This window comes from Acinetobacter sp. 129952, from assembly GCF_056642055.1.
Genome location: NZ_JBWVSU010000010.1, coordinates 1 through 17,190, shown reverse-complemented (window position 1 = coordinate 17,190; position 17,190 = coordinate 1). Strand labels below are relative to the sequence as shown.

Genomic DNA, 17,190 nt, shown 5'->3' with positions numbered 1-17,190 from the left:
CGCTTCTAGCGATGCAATATTAAACAATGATCTCGTCGGGGTGAAAAAATTGCAGCCTACGATTATCCTGAATAATCTTACTATTTATCAACTATTATCGTTCGCTTTCTACAAAAAAGAAAATCTATTGCAGAATTTCGACTTTGCAATTCTACCAATGTTCAATCATTACGCTATACTTTAGCCAATTTCAGGATTTAACGGGTTCAGCTGTGCCAATCGAATTTGTCGCAACGTCAAGATTACCTACCGCTCACGGTGAATTTAAAATTACTGTATTTCAAGACCCTAAGACTGGCGAAGAACATGTCGCACTTTCCAAAGGACTTGAAGAAGTATCAGATGAGCCTGTAGTGGTGCGTGTGCATTCTGAATGTTTAACCGGTGATGCCTTTGCTTCACTCAAATGCGACTGTGGCCCGCAATTGCAAGCGACTTTAAAACTGATCAATGAATTGGGCCGCGGAGTCATTCTGTATTTGCGTCAGGAAGGTCGTGGCATTGGCCTGACCAATAAAATTCGCGCTTATGCTCTGCAAGATCAGGGACATGACACCGTAGATGCCAATTTAATGCTGAACCTGCCCGCAGATGCACGCCAGTATGATATGTGTAGCATCATGCTGGATCATTTACAGGTGAAAGCAGTACGTCTCGTGACCAATAATCCTTCTAAAATTGAAGCTTTAAAAGCCCAGGGGATTAATGTGATCGATCGTGTGCCTTTGACTGTAGGCTTAAACCCTTTTAATGAACAATATCTGAAGACCAAGCACGAACGCATGGCACATCTTTATAAAAAAGATGATTTTTAATATTTTTAAACTCCTTCCCGCGTTATTTTAACTTCATCCCTCCAAACCTCCCTTTCTTGCGCTTCGACTTAAAGCAATGCTTAAGTCTTGCTCGGGGAGGTTTTCCCTCTTTTTCTTAAAAATGGGGTTAAGGGGAGATTAAATCGTCATGGAGAAAATCCGACTTTCTGGCATCCGTCGCTTTAAACGTAAATCAAAAGCCATACAAATATTGCGTACAAATGGTTTCCCTTTCTCCAGAATCGTGACTGACGAGTCTGAAAATTGAATCAAGCCATCCTGTGCCATTTCCTCAAGCTGTTCCAAAACCTCATCAATTTCAGGGAAACGTAGTTCGGAATTTTCCCATGAGGTGCTAAAGCTGCACATCAAATTTAGAATATGTTGCCGAATGATCAAATCTTCCTGATTTAATATATGTCCTCTAAATACCGGAATTTCATTCCGCGCCAGGCATTCATAATATTCTTCAATTGTTTTCACATTCTGCGCAAAGCTGTACCAGCTATCGCTGATCGAAGAAATCCCGAGTCCAATCATCACTTGGGTTTTAGAGGCGGTATATCCCATAAAATTGCGGTGCAATGTTCCAGCTTGAAAGGACTGGTACATCGCATCTTTTTCTAAAGCAAAGTGATCCATGCCAATTTCATGATAACCATGCGCGAGTAACTTCTTTTTACCTTCTTCATAGCATTCCCGTTTGATCGCATCTTTGGGCACATCGGCATCTTTAAAACCGCGCTGACCATTACCTTTAATCCAGGGCACATGTGCATAGCTATATAAAGCCAGACGGTCCGGCAAGAGCGAATTGGTTTGTTCAATAGTATTTAAAACATCATCCAGACTCTGAAATGGCAGACCAAAGACCAGATCATGGGAAATCGATTCATAGCCAATTTCTCGCGCCCATTCGGTCACCTGTTTAACATTTTCATAAGGCTGAATCCGGTGAATCGCCTTTTGCACGGTTTCGTTATAATCCTGCACACCATAACTGACCCGACGAAAACCCAGGTCATACAATCCCTGCAAATGTTCACGCGTAGTATTATTGGGATGACCTTCGAAACTGAATTCATACTCAGGCGCTACGTCTGCTTTGGCCAGAATGCCTTGAATTAGTTGAGCCAGATGTGCCATTGAAAAAAAGGTCGGCGTTCCTCCACCAAAATGAATCTCTTTAATGATGGGCTTTTCTTGTAATAACTCGCAATATAGACCCCATTCTTTCAGCAGTGCCTGAATATAAGGTTGTTCGACTTCATGGCGTTTGGTCACGCGCTTATGACACCCGCAGAAGGTACACAGGCTTTCGCAAAATGGCAGGTGGATATACAAGCTAATGCCTTCGCTTTGATTGGATTCATCAAAAGACTTTTTTAGCGTTTGCTTCCATTGTTCCAGCGAGAAATTCTGCTCTTCCCAATACGGAACAGTGGGATAACTGGTATAGCGTGGCCCGGGAACATTGTATTTTTGAATCAGGGAATTGACCTGTACCGACATGAGACCCACCTATTACCGTCGAGAAATGCTCAAGCCAATGAGCGCTTGTGAGTTATTGTGCTGAGCTTGAAAAAAGAATTCAACCTAGCCATTTAGTCGGATTTAATGATGCATTCTGCTTATGAATAGTGGAATGTAATGTCTGGGCTGATGAATTGCATCACCAAATTAGACCTTAATCTTTGACTGATTTTATGCTTTGATGTCGTTAGTTTTTTATTTCCCTACGAGGGCTCTGATGCAGCATCCTACATCTACGGATATTCAACACGTTCGTGAATTTCTCCTCGACTTGCAGGCACGGATTTGTGCAGCATTAGAACAGCAGGAACGTGCTGGCGGCGGTACGGCCGAATTTATCATCGATGACTGGGAGCGTCCAGAAGGTGGTGGTGGCCGTTCACGTGTTTTGCAAAATGGTACGGTGATTGAAAAAGGTGGGGTAATGTTCTCCCACATCAACATTTCCAAGCTACCTGCTTCTGCGACCGAACGCCATCCCAATATTGCCGGTGCCAAAGCGCAAGCGATGGGGGTATCACTGGTCATCCATCCAAAAAACCCGAATATACCGACTTCGCATGCCAACGTGCGTTTATTTGTGGCTGAAAAAGAAGGCCAAGATCCGATTTGGTGGTTTGGTGGCGGTTTTGACCTGACCCCGTTTTATCCGAATGATGAAGATGTACTGTCTTGGCATCAAACGGCGCATGATCTATGTGCGCCATTCGGCGAAGAGGTTTATCCTGAACATAAACAATGGTGTGATGATTATTTTTATCTGAAACATCGTGATGAACAGCGTGGCGTTGGCGGCTTGTTTTTTGACGACCTGAATCAATGGGATTTTGAAACCTGTTTCCAGTATATGCAGGCTGTAGGCAATGGATATCTAGAAGCCATTCTGCCGATTTTCCAGCGCAATCAGGATAAGCCTTATACCGAAGCACAACGCGAGTTTCAGTTATACCGTCGCGGTCGTTATGTGGAATACAATCTGGTTTATGACCGCGGCACCCTGTTTGGCTTGCAGACTGGTGGCCGGATTGAATCGATTCTGGTCAGTCTGCCCCCGCTTACCGGATGGTCATATCGCCCTGAATGGGATGAGGGCTCACCGGAAAAACGTTTAACAGATTACTACCTGAAACCACATAACTGGTTAACAGAATTAAAATCCAACGCAATGAAATGATACAAACGGCCCTCAAATAGAGGGCTGTTTTAATAGATATATCCTCTATACTGCTGCATAGAAATACCTGATTTGATCGCGGCACCCTATCGCTACATCGATCATATTCCATTTGATGTCTAGTGAGAATAACAATGCATAATCTTCAATTAAATCTACCTGTGTTGGCCTTTTGGCTTTTTCTGGCTCTCGCCATCAGCGCGATGAGTACCGCAATTTTGAGTCACAACCTGATTCTGGATGGCGCCGCTATTCTGGTGAGTATCCTGACTGGGTTTGGGGTTGTTCTCAGTATGGCGCTGATGTTTGCGGAACATATTATGGATATTTGTAGTTCCTAAAATCCTAATAACTTAGCAGCAATTCAAAATCACGCAGGCTTTAGTCCCTGCGCTTTTTCACGTATATTGATGACCATTTCCGCACATGGACATTGTGAAATGAGCAAACAATTTTCCGTGATTGGTAACCCGATTGAACAATCACGTTCTCCAGAATTGCATCACGCCTTTGCTGCTAAAACTGGTGTCGACCTGAGTTACACCAAGCGTCTGGCGCCACTGGATGGCTTCGTAGCCAACATTCAGGAATTCTTTAGCAATGGCGGTAGTGGCATGAATGTCACCGTACCCTTTAAAGAACAGGCTTTTGCCCACTGTCAGGTGCTGAGTGAACGGGCCAAAATTGCCAAAGCCGTGAATACGCTATGGATGGAAAATGGTGTGCTGCATGGCGACAATACCGATGGTCAGGGACTGGTTGAAGCAATTCGAGCACTAGATTGGCCACTGGAAAATACAGATATTTTAATTATTGGTGCAGGCGGTGCCACGCGTGGTGTAATCTATCCCCTAGCCCAGGCAGGTGCGAAAAAAATCGTGATCGCCAATCGTACCTTGGCACGGGCGGAACAACTGGTCGCTGATCTTCAGAATGCCGTACCGCAAGTCGAATTACAGGCGATTTCACTAGACACTTTAGCCGGTGAATTTGATTTGATGATTAATGCCACTTCTGCCAGTCTCAGCGGTGATGCCCTGGTTTTACCGGAAACGCTACAGTTTAAACGGGCCTATGAAATGGCCTATGGCAAACCTTCTTCCTTTCTGGATCAAGCCAAGGCACGCGGTGTACCGACATCTGAAGGTTTTGGCATGCTGGTCGGTCAAGCAATTGAATCTTTTTACATCTGGAATGGTATCAAACCGGATTTAAAAGAGTTTCTTTAAAACCCCTATCTCTCTAATGAGTTCAGTTCGGGTTGCAACTGCAACCCTTTACTTCCCTCCTACTACTTTTTATAAGCTGAAAAACCATGGATTGGTTTTAATGACATTTTAAAATGAGTTATTTTGCCACCTGAATCCGAGCACAATTCATACAAAAATATACTGGACAAATCACCTTTTAACTCATTAAATTCCATTGATATAACAAGTTTTTAATCTTCCTGTAATGTAAACACCTAATGATGAAATTCGATGATTTCATTCATTAGCCTTAAAAACCGATTCGCTTTTCTGACATTTTTATTCACTGAATTCATCAATGTTTTTTTATCCCGAATGTGAATAATCAAAGAATCGATACAGATAATCCAAAACTAATTTCAATCAGGATTAAACGCATGCCAGCATATAAAGCCCCTTTACACGACATTCGCTTCCTTATGAATGAAGTGCTTGACTACCCTGCGCACTACCAGAATTTGTCGAATGGTGAATATGCCGATGCCGACACGGTAGATATGATCTTAGAAGGCGCTGCAGATTTCTGTGAAAATGTACTGTCGCCGTTGAATCAAAGCGGTGATGAAGAAGGCTGTCATTTTGAAAATGGCGAAGTAAAAACACCGAAAGGCTTTAAAGAAGCTTACGACCAGTTCGTACAAGGTGGCTGGCAAGGTCTGTCTTATCCTGAAGAATTTGGTGGCCAAAACCTGCCAATGTCTTTAAACCTGATCAAATCGGAAATGATGGGGACTGCAAACTGGTCATTCCAGATGTATCCGGGTTTAAGTGTGGGTTGTATCAACACTATCATGCAATATGGTACCGATGAGCAGAAAAACACGTATCTGCCTCACTTAGTTGCAGGAACTTGGGCGGGCACCATGTGTCTGACTGAGCCGCAATGTGGTACTGACTTGGGTCAAGTTAAGACCAAAGCAGAGCCGAAAGAAGATGGCAGCTATGCCATTTCAGGCACCAAAATCTTTATTTCCGCAGGTGAGCACGACCTGACTGAAAATATCGTACATATCGTACTGGCACGCCTTCCAGATGCGCCGCAAGGTACCAAAGGGATTTCTCTGTTTATCGTACCGAAATTTATTGCTGCTGCAGATGGCGGGATCGGCGAGCGTAATCCAGTGAACTGCGGTTCGATTGAACACAAAATGGGGATTCGCGCTTCAGCAACGGCTGTACTGAATTTTGACAATGCGACTGGCTACCTGATTGGCGAACCGAATAAAGGCTTGCACGCTATGTTCACCTTTATGAACACGGCGCGTATTGGTACTGCGATTCAGGGTATTTGTCATGCTGAATTGTCATTCCAGGGTGCTTTACCGTATGCCAAAGAGCGTATGTCAATGCGCGCCCTGTCTGGCAAAAAAGATCCGGAAAAAGTAGCGGATGCGATCATTCACCATGCTGATGTCCGCCGTATGCTATTGACGCAAAAAGCCATTGCTGAAGGTGGCCGTGCCATGATTTATCATGCAGCAAAAATTGCCGACAACATGAATGATGCTTTGCTGCGTGGCGATACTGCAGCATTTGAACAGCATGATGACCATCTTGGGTTCTATACTCCAATCCTGAAAGGCTTCCTGACCGAAATGGGTTATGAGGCATCAAATCACGGTATGCAAGTCTTCGGTGGACATGGCTATATCAAAGAATGGGGCATGGAACAGATCGTACGTGACTCACGTATCTCTACCCTGTATGAAGGCACAACAGGTGTTCAGGCACTGGATCTGATTGGCCGTAAAGTGCTGTTGACATCAAAAGGTAAAGTTATTCGTGATTACACTGCTGAAATCCTGAAATTCTGCGGTCAGCATGCACGTAATAAATATATGCGCCGCTTTGCCTGGGATTTAACCAAGCTCTGTGCACAGTGGAATGCACTAACTGTGCGTATCATGCTGGCTGCACGTAAGGACCGTGACATCGTCTCTTCTGCGTCAGTCGATTTCCTGATGTTCTCCGGTTATGTGATGATGGCGTACTTCTGGGCACAGCAAGCCGCAGTCGCTTCAGCCAAACTGGCTTCTGCCGATGGTGCGGAAGTTCCAGAATTCTATAAAGCAAAAATCAAAACTGCTGATTTCTACTTTGAACGTATCCTGCCACGTACCCAAGGTCACGCAGAAGCGATGGTGAATCCATCTAAAACCATGACGGCACTCGCTCCAGAACACTTTAGCTTTGACTATTAAGTTGTAAATTGAGTTAAAAAGAGCGCTTCGGCGCTCTTTTTATTGATGTAGACGCCCTTGTTTAACTTAAAAAACCTTTCTGGATAGAAAATATACAAATTTAATTTTATATTTTTCAACATCCTAATAAATTAGCCAAATAAAACGCTTGTATATCTCAAAATAAGCGGTATGATAATCCCAACTAGAAAAATTCTTGTTTTGGTTAGTCTTCTTTTAAGTATCGCAGTTTTAGTCATAAACCTTCGTATTACAGATCAAAAAGCTCCATCCTTTTTATTTTTCAAAGTTACAGTTAGTCATCTGAAATTTTGGCTATAAATTTATACGATTCAATAGGTTATATTATGTCTAATACAGTTAACGGTACAGTAAAATGGTTCAACGAAACTAAAGGTTTTGGTTTCATTCAACAAGAATCAGGTCCAGACGTTTTTGCTCATTTCAGCGAAATCACTGGTTCAGGTTTCAAAACTTTAGTTGAAGGCCAAAAGGTTTCTTTCAGCGTAGCTCAAGGTCAAAAAGGCCCGACAGCTGTAAATATCGTTGCTCTATAATTTAGAAGCAAGATATTGAAAAAAGCACTCTTAGAGTGCTTTTTTTGTTCCTATCATTTCTCTCATACCGCTCGCTTTTAAAGATCATTGGGTTGTTCTAAAAACCGGTGTGCTCTATGCCAGGCTAAAAATACCGGATCAGGGGCAAAACGTTTTGGTACGTCGATTCGTTTACCGTGATAAAGTTTTAAATAGGCGTATAAACTCGCATCTTGCTTGGCTTGATTCGCAAGACACACTTTAAGCCCTTTATCTAGCGTGATAAATCCCTGATCGAAAGCTTGATCCAATAAAGAAGATAAACAAATTCCATTACGCGGATTTCTTCTATGTACCTGATTTTCAGACCAAGGTACGATATGAGAAGCCACTAAAAAGGCTTTAGTCTTAATACCAGAGATCGCACATTGATATTGATAATTAAGTTTAACTTGTAAAGCAAATTCCTGGTGTGGCGAACCGCGAACTTTTACATTGGCATATTGATCTTCAACACTATAATCGAGGATTTCTTGACGTAAATGCGTATCTAACAAAGCATCCTGTTTTTCGCCTATTCCTGCTAATTTAAGTAATCGCCAAAAATCATCTGCCGTGATCTCATTCATGCCATATTGTTGAAAAAAATGTTCCCAAGTATTTCCGCGTGGTTTAAAAGTCCATTGAAAATCTTCCAAATCGGACTGCAGAATAGGATCTATAAAACGTATACCATCGATCACTTTCGCAAAGACCGGTTTGGTTCGGCGTTTTTGATGATTTTGAGGAATGGCAGTAGGTGCAATAATCTTGGCTATACGGCCTGCACCATAAAGATAGAATTGATTTTTAATTTCAGAGGCTTTTTGCGGTCGTCGATATAAAAAGAAATCCCCTTCCCTGACTCGATTATATTTACTTTGATCCCAATGATATTCTTGAAAGTCCCGATCTTCATAAACCAGATGATCACTTTTACTATCAAAAATAAAGAATCGGGTATCAGTTAAATCCAGCTGCTGAAAAGCCCATAATGTATCCACCTGTCCACCCTTTAGAAATTATAATATTCATTTAATTTAATCTTTGAATATTCTCAGAAAACTTCTCTCTAAGAAAGCATCAATCAGACTTTAGGCATTTTATTTAAGGCAATAAAAAACCCCCAATAAAATCCTATTAGGGTTTCTTTTAGAACAATGGAGAAATTAAATAATTAAAGAAATTCTTCCAGCACCGAATTTAAAAAGATATGCCCCTGCTCGGTACATGAAAGCCGATCTTGATCATCGACCATTAATTTTCTATCACGTAAAGAACTCAGTAACTCATCTAAAGTATCTAGACTCAAACCGGTACGTTCAGCATAGAGTTTGGCTTCCACACCCTGATTTAAACGTAAGGCATTCATCATAAATTCAAAAGACAGGTCGGCATCTTCAATGCGCTTAAACTGCACATGTTCTGCAGGTACTTTGGCTAAGTAGTCCTTAGGTAGACGGGTTTTCTGGAACCGATACACGCCATCCGGCTGAGTGACTTTGCCATGTGCTCCGGCGCCAATTGCCAGATAATCACCAAACTGCCAGTAATTCAGATTATGCGCTGAAGGCAGTTCTTTACGCCAAGCCGAAACTTCATAGTTGACAAAACCCTGGGCTTTTAAATAAAGCTCACCCTGCTCCTGAATATCTTCCAATACTTCATCGACAGGCAAAATCGGTTGAGTCCGGAAAAATACCGTATTGGGTTCAATCGTCAACTGATACCAGGAAATATGCGTAGCACCCTGTTCTACCGCCAGTTTTAAATCATGTAAAGCCTGTTCTAAAGTCTGTTCCGGTAAACCATGCATCAAGTCGACGTTAATGCGCTGAAAGCCAGCTTCACGTGCCAGCCCAATGGCAGAAATCGCATCTTCATTGCTGTGAATCCGTCCCAAACGCTTGAGATGCTCGGTATTAAAACTCTGCACCCCAATTGACAAACGATTAATGCCGGCCTGCAAATAACCGGCAAACGGATCATGTTCGACCGTACCGGGATTGGCTTCCAGCGTAATCTCACAGCCTTCGGCAAAGGGAATAACGGCTTTGAGCTGATCAAATAACCATTGATAGCCTGGGGCAGAAATCAGTGACGGCGTCCCCCCACCAATAAAGACACTGTGAATCTGCCGGCCTTGGGCAAAATCGACCTGAGTTTTAAAGTCTTCCACCAGTGCTCGTAAATATTCCTGCTCCAATTCCAGTGATAATTGACCATCCGGAACCGCATGCGAATTGAAGTCACAATAAGGACATTTGCGCACACACCAAGGCATATGAATATATAAGGACAAAGGGACAGCAGCAGGATTCAATTCAGCCAAAGAACTACTCAAAAACGATTACAAGATATAGCCGAATTTTAACATGACTCGGCGGCAAGACTGCTAAAATTAAATTTGATCGTGTGATATGCCTAAAAATTTAAATAGAATTAGTCAGTTAAAATTATGAAAATATCTTCCCAACTTATTATTTTACTTCCTTTGGTTTTTGCAATCGGTGTTTTATTGACACTCCAGACCGCAATTAATACACAACTAAAAGAATATTTATATTCTCCTATTCAAGCTGCATTTTTTTCCTTTTTGATTGGTACAATAGTGCTCGCCGTAATCGTACTTTTTCAGTCCAATCCCAAACCCGGTTTACAGGAACTGATGAGTGTTCCCTGGTATTTATGGCTCGGGGGCATCGTGGGTGTATACGCGATTAGCATGAGCATTTATGCAGCGCCCAAACTTGGCTTTCTGGTTCTTAGCGGTCTCATTATTTTTGGTCAGATGGTGATGTCGATGCTGGTCGATCATCTGGGATTATTGGGTAATGAAAAAATGCCGATTAATTGGCAACGTCTTTTAGGCGGCGTGGTAATTTTTATTGGTGTGCTTCTCACTTTACAACGCTAAACCTTCTATTTAAGCACATGATCACGATGAGTAATTTTTGTGTCGAATGTTTCACCAGTCACAACCTTTGGTTTTGAATTAAAAAAACTGTTTCATCTGATGCTGCCTATTCTGGTGACCCAATTTTCTCAGGCTGGTCTGGGTCTGATTGATACCATTATGGCCGGTCACCTGTCTGCTACCGATCTTGCCGCGATTGCCGTCGGAGTAGGACTCTGGATTCCGGTGATGCTGCTGTTTAGTGGCATTATGATTGCCACGACGCCTTTGGTTGCTGAGGCCAATGGCGCACGCACACCTGAAAAAATTGCCACCATTGCACGTCAATCGCTTTGGGTTGCCCTGATTCTTGGGGTAATTGCCGGCTTGATTTTGCAACTCTTGCCGGCCACTTTGCCACTTTTAGGTGTACCGGAAAGCTTACAACCTAAAGCCGGTTTATTTCTGCATGCGATTGGTTTTGGTATGCCAGCGGTAACCATGTATGCGGCCTTACGCGGCTATTCTGAAGCGATTGGAAATCCGCGTCCGGTGACCGTGATTAGTTTATTGGCGCTGGTCTTGCTAGTTCCGCTGAACTATATCTTTATGTATGGTATTGGCCCTGTTCCGGCCCTAGGCAGTGCAGGCTGTGGGTTTGCCACGGCGATTTTACAGTGGCTAATGGTCATCACCCTCGCGTTGTATATCTTTAAAAATAAGGCCTATCAACGTACCCAGCCTTTTACCCATTGGGAAAAAATCAACCCGGAATGGATGAAGCGCATCTTACAGCTTGGCTTTCCAATCGGATTGGCAATTTTTTTTGAGGTCAGTATTTTCAGTACTGCTGCAATTGTGCTGAGTCCTTTGGGTGAGACCATTGTCGCTGCCCATCAGATTGCTATTTCTGTCACTTCACAACTGTTCATGATTCCCATGTCACTGGCGATTGCCCTGACCATTCGGGTTGGCACCTACTATGGTGAACAGAACTGGCAAGCCATGCGTAAAGTACAATATCTCGGCCTGATTACTGCCACTATTCTGGCGATCCTGACCATGATTCTGCTTTGGGTTTTCCGCAATGAAATCGTAGCACTCTACACCTCAGATCTGATCGTGACCCAAATTGCGGTGTATCTGATTCTGTTTGCCATTGCCTATCAGCTGATGGATGCGTGGCAGATCAGTGCGGCAGGTTGTCTGCGCGGCATGCAGGATACCAAGGGGCCAATGTGGATTACCATGCTGGCTTACTGGGTCATCGCCTTCCCGGTCGGGGTGTATTTGTCCCGCTTTACCGACATGGGCGCCGCCGGTGTCTGGGTTGGCCTGATTGTAGGCCTCAGCGTAGCTTGTATACTTTTATTGGGCCGTTTATATGGCAATAATAAACGCTTAAGTCTAAACAACTAAACACTTTTATTTGATTAATTTAAGCTAGAAAATGCGCTGAGATTAAAGATCCAGCGCATTTTTTAATCCTTGTGGAATCTCAGATTCATCCACTACATCTTTAATCACCACCTGCCCCACAATTACATCCGTACCATTAAAAGTCATGGTGGGTGAACCATATAGCTCATAACCTTCATTTAAGGCACGGGTCACCCGCGCACAAAAATGTACATCATCTTTCCCGGTAAAATATCGATAGACTTTCATTGAATTTTCTTCATTACTATACTCTGTTTATTCTAAGCTTTTAGCTATAAAACAACATTCAGAATTAGTACTCGGTCTTATCTAAAACGATGACGGATTCCGGCATATTCTTATAGTTTAAACGCAAGCAATAAAGATAAATCTTTTAACAAATCAAAGATGATGCATTAAACATGGAGAAGCTGAAGGAAATCACAACACAACCTCTACAATTAAATCTAGGCAATTGAACCGTTGTCACCTATGATCAAATACATCCATTCATAGTTGGTTTCAAGGAATCTCGCATGGCAAAAACGGCTAGCACGCCCGGTCGTCGCTTTATGAAACTTGCCGGAATGACCGCAAGTATTGCAGGTAAAACCCTCTCCAATTCCATTAAAAATTTAACTGCCGATGACGAGCAGAAAAACACTGCACGCAGTAAATTATTTCAGGATATTGGTGTGCAGATTGCGGATACCTTGGGGGAAATGAAAGGCGCAGTCATGAAAGTTGGCCAGATCGCCTCTCAATATAAAGATGTTTTCCCGCCCGAAGTCGCTAAAGCCATTGCCAAGTTACAGCGTCAGGCGCCACCGATGCCGTTTAAAGAAATTCAGGCACAAGTGGAAAAAGAATTGGGTAAACCTTTACAGCAACTTTTCCAGCAGTTTGATGAGCAGCCATTTGCCGCGGCCTCGATTGGTCAGGTGCATAAAGCCACCCTACCGAATGGCCAGCAAGTTGTGGTCAAGGTGCAATATCCTGGTGTGGATGAAGCCTGCGAAAGCGACCTGAAACAAGTTCGTCTGGCACTGCGCATGATGGGCGTCTTAAAGATTGACCGTAAACTTCAAGATCAATTATTTAAAGAAATTCAGCACAGTCTGGACAATGAGCTGAACTATGAAATTGAAGCCCAGAATCTGGAAATCGCCCGTGCCTTCCATGAGCCTCTGGACAATAAAATTGTGATTCCGAAAGTGTTTCATGAGTATTCATCGCGACATATTTTGACCTTAAGCCAAGAGCTTGGTGAAAGTATCGAAACTGCCAGCACTTGGCCACTCGAAACCCGAAATGCTTTAGGCCGCCGCCTCTTCCGCGCCATTGGTCAGGAAATTTTTTATCTGAAACGCTTTCACTGTGACCCGCATCCAGGCAACTTTGCATTTCGTGAAGATGGCTCTGTGATTGTTTATGACTATGGTGGCGTCAAAACCTTATCGACTGAAGTGATTGGACATTTTAGGGAACTGATCCATGCTGCACGCGAGAAGAATATTCCCGTGATCGAGCAACAGCTGGATGCGCTGCATTCCTTGACTGAAACTGGAAAATTCCCGAAAGAATTATATGAACAGTGGCTGGAAGTGCTCATGCGTCCTCTGGTCACTGACTATGATTTTGCCGAAAACTCAGCGCATCATGATGGGATGGAGTTGCTGAAACCTTCGTTGAAATATTGGGATGTATTTAAGCCCTCTCCTGATACCTTGATGGTGAATCGCACAATTTCAGGACAATACTGGAACCTGATTCATCTCAAAGTACATGATGATTTAAGTGATGTATTTGAAGAACTGGTACCGAGTCGAAGCTAAGTTGAGACGATAGGCTTACACGCTGTAACCCTAGATTACTTGAAATATCAAATGTTACATTATAACATTTAATCAAGAATCATGAGGAAGTTAGATATGCGTTCAGATATCCATCCCGAGTATCGTGAAGTGTTATTCCATGATACCAATGCCGATGCCTATTTCGTGATTGGCAGCACGATGAACTCGAGCCAAACTAAAGAATATCAAGGTAAAACATATCCTTATGTAACACTAGATATTTCGAGTGCATCACATCCTTTCTATACGGGTGAGCAACGTCAGACCAGCAATGAAGGACGTGTGGCAAGCTTTAACAAACGTTTTGGCCGCTTTAAACGGGGCTAAAACCGAAAAACCTCGGTTATCTTAAGATTTAAATCGTGGTTTATGTCAGGAAATGACCTCCAATTTCCTGACTTTTTTATGCGCTTATTTTAACTCTGTGCCAATACGATCGAAGTTAAATAAAAGCCCAGCGCCAGAACAATAATGCCGACAATTAAGCTGGATAATGCATATAACAGCGCTAGGCCCATAGCACCTTGCTTGAATAACAAAAAGCTTTCCAGACCGAAACTGGAAAATGTGGTAAAACCACCGAGAATTCCCACCATTAAAAACAGACGAGCTTCTTGTTGGAGTACTGGATACTTTTGGCTACAGGCAAAAAAAATCCCGGCACATAAACAGCCCAGAATATTGAGCCACCAGGTGGGCCAAGGAAATTGCATTTGTGGTTTGGACAGCCAAAGTCCGGCGGCATAACGCAGACTGGCACCGATTGCCCCACCCATTGCCACCCAAAGCCAGCCCATATTTTTTTCCTGTTCTATTTATTGATCAAGTTTATTTTATCCACAGTTTCATATTCATCATGGATAATTTTCACTGTTATCTTGAACCGAAAATCAATGAAATACCATGGAACTTCGCAAGAAAATTGCTATATTTATTGCATCCAATTTTCATGAATGGCACAGGAAAAACAGCATGGCACAGGATTTATTGGCCCAGTTGGCAGCAGGCGAAGCAAAATTTGCAGATGTGATTACTTATATCGAATCGCGTTATACGCATACACCGACTGCATTTAAAAATGGCCAGCAGAATAATGCGGCCACAGAAAACCAGGGCAGCGCCAAAGTCTTTTCTTTTGCACAATTAAATGGTCTGGATCAGGCACAAACGTTAAGCCTGTTTGCCGAACATTATTCGGCTGTACTGGCGACGCCAGAGGCAACTGATCATCAGAATATCCGTCAATTTATGCTTAATGGGTGGGATGAAATTGCCTTTGAAGGTCAGGCTTTAACTGCGAAGTAAGTACTAAGCAGATAAAAAAACCGCTCAAAGGAGCGGTTTTTTTATACAACTCAGAAGTGTATAGAATGTCTGTTTTAGCTCTTAGCGACTTTTTCAATCCACTTAATGGAACTGACGCGGAAAACTTCACAGGCACCATCACCCGTATCGGTCGGAGTTAAAGACGATTTCCAGACCAGATCTTTGTCACGCACTTCAACCAGTTCCCCTTGCATACGCACCAGATCGCCACGCTTTACTTTTTTAATTGCCTTGGCAATTTCAGGATTGGCAGGAATGATATGCATATTGGACACCATCTGCTTGGCTTGTTCTACCGGCACTGGCACCCGATCCATTTTCCAGTTTAAATAACGGTCATATTGATTCACTGTGATATGTCGGGCAATTTCAGGTTCAGCAAACAGCCCCCAACTGACGGCATAATCAATCGGAGAGAATTTGGCTTGCGGGTCAGAACTATAAACCTTGGAACCCAGAATACGGAAATCACCTTTAAAGGGCTGCAAGACCGAAATTGACTGGCCTTTAACGACAGGAGGCAAACCTTTGGCAATATTGTGGTCGACCGAGCTATAGCCCGAAATAGGCAGCAACAGGCTGGCCAGCAAAGCATAATGTTTAAAGTATTTGAGCATAATTTTTAATCTAATCCTAATCAAGTTGATTAAACGTTTTAAGGATATCTTCCTTGATCTTACGGATTTTTTAATGAATAAACAGTTGAACTTGGTAACAAATTGCATGTATTTAGTCAGCTCGATATATGCCTATCATTTTATTTTTCAGTTAAGCTAGAACGTATTTCCATCAAATTAAAATAACTCAAATGTTGTATAAACTTTATCAACAACATATCTTTGCGCATCTGCTGAATCAAGTGATGCAAACGCCATCCTTGATGGACTTGCGTCGTGAACTACTTTTGGATATTTCCGGTGAAGTACTGGAAATTGGTTTTGGTACCGGCCTGAATCTGCCTTTTTATCAATCGGTTGATAAGGTCTATGCGCTAGAACCAAATCCGGCGATCTTCAAACTGGCAGAAGCGCGAATTCAACAGGCAGGGTTTCAGGTTGAGCATATTCAGTCCAGCGTAGAACTTTTGCCTTTTGCCGAAAATAGTGTGGAAAATATTGTGTCTACCTGGACGCTTTGTAGTATTGCAGAGCTGGAACAGAGCCTGCAGGAAATTTATTGTGTGCTACAACCGGGTGGGACTTTACATGTCGTCGAACATGTTCTGAATCGACAAAATTTAAATATTCAGCGTCTACAACATTTACTCACTCCCATTCAAAAGAAAGTCGCAGATGGCTGTCATCTGAATCGGGATATTGAAACCGCCTTGCTGGAAACCGGTTTTGAAATAGAAACTTTAAGTTATGTAGATGCCGAGGGTATACCCAAGATTGGCCAACGTATGTTGTTAGCACGTGTTCGTAAACCAGGAAGCTAATTTACGACCATCTTATATTTAGTGTGGCTGAAGGTGGGTTACTTGCAGCAACTGACAATGAGCACGATATTCAGAGCCCGTCCCGACCCGGAATTCTTGTCCAGTCGTGCCTGAATGAACTGTCACCAGATCACCAGTGAGCGTGATTTTCTGCCCCGATTTTAGCCGGCGAATCTGATCGGCAATTTTTTCAGTGGCAGCAATCAGACTAAAATACTGTACATGCGTATTGACGAAGTCACGCTCCGCTTTATTGGTTTGTCCTTCGAGCTGATAGCAGCGTTTTGCTTCATCAAACTCCAGTTTTGCCTGTATAGCGGGCAGCGGTTGAGTCAGCAACAGCACATCAATATTACTCAGATAGGCCAGATCATTAAAATGCCCCACCACAGGGCTGGCCTGATGCAGCACCCGACGATCAGGTTTTACGAAACGGTGATCATGCACAATATAAGTCGCGGAAATGCGCTTAACGGGTTCTACTTTAAAGTTTTTAAGTACGCCTTTTTCTTGCAGATGCGGAATGGCACGAAAAAACTCATTCCAGACCCAGAGTCCAAGCATAAACAGCAGCGCAGTGATCAGTAATTTTTGCATAGGGTCTGTTGACATTTACTGTTCATAATTAACCCTATAAAGGTAGCCATAAAAATATACAGGCTAAAGCAACAGAACTTTGATAATTTCTTTTGAGCTTGTCATATCGA

At 42.9% G+C, this 17,190-nt stretch carries 19 protein-coding genes and 1 pseudogene; 12 read left to right on the top strand and 8 right to left on the bottom strand.

Translation table 11 applies throughout. The features are described 5' to 3' along the window. The first annotated feature begins 212 nt into the window (after positions 1 to 212). Entirely contained in the window at positions 213 to 815 is a 603-nt protein-coding gene (gene ribA / locus AC1IR0_RS11760) for a GTP cyclohydrolase II (protein ID WP_004645027.1), read from the top strand. A 138-nt stretch (positions 816 to 953) separates the two neighbouring features. Here ribA and hemN read toward each other — a convergent pair whose 3' ends face one another. Next, the gene (gene hemN, locus AC1IR0_RS11755) at positions 954 to 2,327 is read right to left on the bottom strand and encodes an oxygen-independent coproporphyrinogen III oxidase (protein ID WP_479741415.1); all 1,374 of its coding nucleotides are present in this window, start codon (positions 2,325 to 2,327) and stop codon (positions 954 to 956) included. 238 nt (positions 2,328 to 2,565) lie between these two features. Here hemN and hemF point away from each other — a divergent pair, with 238 nt between their 5' ends. From hemF to AC1IR0_RS11730, 5 genes are all read left to right on the top strand, one after another. Next, positions 2,566 to 3,522 (top strand): oxygen-dependent coproporphyrinogen oxidase, encoded by a 957-nt coding sequence (gene hemF, locus AC1IR0_RS11750; protein ID WP_005263791.1) that lies wholly within the window; start codon positions 2,566 to 2,568, stop codon positions 3,520 to 3,522. 134 nt (positions 3,523 to 3,656) lie between these two features. Continuing rightward, positions 3,657 to 3,863 carry a hypothetical protein gene (locus AC1IR0_RS11745; protein WP_004281539.1) on the top strand — a complete coding sequence of 69 codons (207 nt, stop codon included), beginning with the start codon at positions 3,657 to 3,659 and terminating at the stop codon, positions 3,861 to 3,863. Positions 3,864 to 3,962: 99 nt separating this feature from the next. After that, positions 3,963 to 4,751: a shikimate dehydrogenase gene (gene aroE, locus AC1IR0_RS11740; RefSeq protein ID WP_005263792.1), complete on the top strand. Its 789-nt coding sequence runs from the start codon at positions 3,963 to 3,965 to the stop codon at positions 4,749 to 4,751. Between the two features lie 398 nt (positions 4,752 to 5,149). Continuing rightward, positions 5,150 to 6,973 (top strand): acyl-CoA dehydrogenase C-terminal domain-containing protein, encoded by a 1,824-nt coding sequence (locus tag AC1IR0_RS11735; RefSeq protein WP_409665958.1) that lies wholly within the window; start codon positions 5,150 to 5,152, stop codon positions 6,971 to 6,973. 347 nt (positions 6,974 to 7,320) lie between these two features. Beyond that, a complete protein-coding gene (locus AC1IR0_RS11730) occupies positions 7,321 to 7,530 on the top strand; it encodes a cold-shock protein (protein WP_004281542.1) in 210 nt (69 codons plus the stop codon). A 77-nt stretch (positions 7,531 to 7,607) separates the two neighbouring features. On the opposite strand, the gene AC1IR0_RS11725 is transcribed toward AC1IR0_RS11730, so the two are convergent. Both AC1IR0_RS11725 and hemW read right to left on the bottom strand, forming a co-directional pair. Further along, positions 7,608 to 8,552, bottom strand: coding sequence for an HNH endonuclease (locus AC1IR0_RS11725; RefSeq protein ID WP_409665956.1), 945 nt, complete (start codon positions 8,550 to 8,552; stop codon positions 7,608 to 7,610). A gap of 173 nt (positions 8,553 to 8,725) precedes the next feature. Then, positions 8,726 to 9,880 carry a radical SAM family heme chaperone HemW gene (gene hemW / locus AC1IR0_RS11720; protein ID WP_425879451.1) on the bottom strand — a complete coding sequence of 385 codons (1,155 nt, stop codon included), beginning with the start codon at positions 9,878 to 9,880 and terminating at the stop codon, positions 8,726 to 8,728. A 126-nt stretch (positions 9,881 to 10,006) separates the two neighbouring features. On the opposite strand from hemW, the gene AC1IR0_RS11715 reads away from it, so the two are divergent. Together AC1IR0_RS11715 and AC1IR0_RS11710 are read left to right on the top strand one after the other, a co-directional pair. Then, positions 10,007 to 10,465 carry a DMT family transporter gene (locus AC1IR0_RS11715; protein WP_005108571.1) on the top strand — a complete coding sequence of 153 codons (459 nt, stop codon included), beginning with the start codon at positions 10,007 to 10,009 and terminating at the stop codon, positions 10,463 to 10,465. 39 nt (positions 10,466 to 10,504) lie between these two features. Beyond that, complete coding sequence (locus AC1IR0_RS11710) at positions 10,505 to 11,863, top strand: MATE family efflux transporter (protein WP_085064902.1); 1,359 nt, start codon at positions 10,505 to 10,507, stop codon at positions 11,861 to 11,863. A 42-nt stretch (positions 11,864 to 11,905) separates the two neighbouring features. Here the strand turns inward: AC1IR0_RS11710 and AC1IR0_RS11705 are convergent, their stop codons facing one another. Continuing rightward, complete coding sequence (locus tag AC1IR0_RS11705; protein ID WP_004281552.1) at positions 11,906 to 12,112, bottom strand: DUF1737 domain-containing protein; 207 nt, start codon at positions 12,110 to 12,112, stop codon at positions 11,906 to 11,908. Between the two features lie 287 nt (positions 12,113 to 12,399). On the opposite strand from AC1IR0_RS11705, the gene AC1IR0_RS11700 reads away from it, so the two are divergent. Both AC1IR0_RS11700 and AC1IR0_RS11695 read left to right on the top strand, forming a co-directional pair. Beyond that, positions 12,400 to 13,698 carry an ABC1 kinase family protein gene (locus AC1IR0_RS11700; protein ID WP_005248249.1) on the top strand — a complete coding sequence of 433 codons (1,299 nt, stop codon included), beginning with the start codon at positions 12,400 to 12,402 and terminating at the stop codon, positions 13,696 to 13,698. A 96-nt stretch (positions 13,699 to 13,794) separates the two neighbouring features. Further along, a complete protein-coding gene (locus AC1IR0_RS11695) occupies positions 13,795 to 14,046 on the top strand; it encodes a type B 50S ribosomal protein L31 (protein WP_004732342.1) in 252 nt (83 codons plus the stop codon). Between the two features lie 89 nt (positions 14,047 to 14,135). Here AC1IR0_RS11695 and crcB read toward each other — a convergent pair whose 3' ends face one another. Then, the gene (gene crcB / locus AC1IR0_RS11690) at positions 14,136 to 14,516 is read right to left on the bottom strand and encodes a fluoride efflux transporter CrcB (protein WP_180037213.1); all 381 of its coding nucleotides are present in this window, start codon (positions 14,514 to 14,516) and stop codon (positions 14,136 to 14,138) included. Between the two features lie 175 nt (positions 14,517 to 14,691). Here crcB and AC1IR0_RS11685 point away from each other — a divergent pair, with 175 nt between their 5' ends. Beyond that, positions 14,692 to 15,024 carry a HopJ type III effector protein gene (locus tag AC1IR0_RS11685; protein WP_253161016.1) on the top strand — a complete coding sequence of 111 codons (333 nt, stop codon included), beginning with the start codon at positions 14,692 to 14,694 and terminating at the stop codon, positions 15,022 to 15,024. Between the two features lie 74 nt (positions 15,025 to 15,098). On the opposite strand, the gene AC1IR0_RS11680 is transcribed toward AC1IR0_RS11685, so the two are convergent. Then, positions 15,099 to 15,662 carry a hypothetical protein gene (locus AC1IR0_RS11680; protein ID WP_253100522.1) on the bottom strand — a complete coding sequence of 188 codons (564 nt, stop codon included), beginning with the start codon at positions 15,660 to 15,662 and terminating at the stop codon, positions 15,099 to 15,101. Between the two features lie 191 nt (positions 15,663 to 15,853). Here AC1IR0_RS11680 and AC1IR0_RS11675 point away from each other — a divergent pair, with 191 nt between their 5' ends. After that, entirely contained in the window at positions 15,854 to 16,483 is a 630-nt protein-coding gene (locus AC1IR0_RS11675) for a class I SAM-dependent methyltransferase (RefSeq protein ID WP_479741414.1), read from the top strand. An 18-nt stretch (positions 16,484 to 16,501) separates the two neighbouring features. Here the strand turns inward: AC1IR0_RS11675 and AC1IR0_RS11670 are convergent, their stop codons facing one another. Together AC1IR0_RS11670 and AC1IR0_RS11665 are read right to left on the bottom strand one after the other, a co-directional pair. Beyond that, on the bottom strand, positions 16,502 to 17,080 hold the full coding sequence (locus AC1IR0_RS11670) for a hypothetical protein (RefSeq protein WP_004732353.1): 579 nt from the start codon (positions 17,078 to 17,080) through the stop codon (positions 16,502 to 16,504). Between the two features lie 15 nt (positions 17,081 to 17,095). Continuing rightward, positions 17,096 to 17,190: pseudogene (locus tag AC1IR0_RS11665) on the bottom strand (IS5/IS1182 family transposase); the annotation flags it as partial.

Bases quoted from the DNA above. Each gene is read 5' to 3' on its own strand.
- hemN (WP_479741415.1), bottom strand. From the start codon at position 2,327: ATGTCGGTACAGGTCAATTCCCTGATTCAAAAATACAATGTTCCCGGG.
- hemF (WP_005263791.1), top strand. From the start codon at position 2,566: ATGCAGCATCCTACATCTACGGATATTCAACACGTTCGTGAATTTCTC.
- AC1IR0_RS11745 (WP_004281539.1), top strand. From the start codon at position 3,657: ATGCATAATCTTCAATTAAATCTACCTGTGTTGGCCTTTTGGCTTTTT.
- aroE (WP_005263792.1), top strand. From the start codon at position 3,963: ATGAGCAAACAATTTTCCGTGATTGGTAACCCGATTGAACAATCACGT.
- AC1IR0_RS11735 (WP_409665958.1), top strand. From the start codon at position 5,150: ATGCCAGCATATAAAGCCCCTTTACACGACATTCGCTTCCTTATGAAT.
- AC1IR0_RS11730 (WP_004281542.1), top strand. From the start codon at position 7,321: ATGTCTAATACAGTTAACGGTACAGTAAAATGGTTCAACGAAACTAAA.
- AC1IR0_RS11715 (WP_005108571.1), top strand. From the start codon at position 10,007: ATGAAAATATCTTCCCAACTTATTATTTTACTTCCTTTGGTTTTTGCA.
- AC1IR0_RS11705 (WP_004281552.1), bottom strand. From the start codon at position 12,112: ATGAAAGTCTATCGATATTTTACCGGGAAAGATGATGTACATTTTTGT.
- AC1IR0_RS11700 (WP_005248249.1), top strand. From the start codon at position 12,400: ATGGCAAAAACGGCTAGCACGCCCGGTCGTCGCTTTATGAAACTTGCC.
- AC1IR0_RS11695 (WP_004732342.1), top strand. From the start codon at position 13,795: ATGCGTTCAGATATCCATCCCGAGTATCGTGAAGTGTTATTCCATGAT.
- crcB (WP_180037213.1), bottom strand. From the start codon at position 14,516: ATGGGCTGGCTTTGGGTGGCAATGGGTGGGGCAATCGGTGCCAGTCTG.
- AC1IR0_RS11685 (WP_253161016.1), top strand. From the start codon at position 14,692: ATGGCACAGGATTTATTGGCCCAGTTGGCAGCAGGCGAAGCAAAATTT.
- AC1IR0_RS11680 (WP_253100522.1), bottom strand. From the start codon at position 15,662: ATGCTCAAATACTTTAAACATTATGCTTTGCTGGCCAGCCTGTTGCTG.
- AC1IR0_RS11675 (WP_479741414.1), top strand. From the start codon at position 15,854: ATGTTGTATAAACTTTATCAACAACATATCTTTGCGCATCTGCTGAAT.
- AC1IR0_RS11670 (WP_004732353.1), bottom strand. From the start codon at position 17,080: ATGCAAAAATTACTGATCACTGCGCTGCTGTTTATGCTTGGACTCTGG.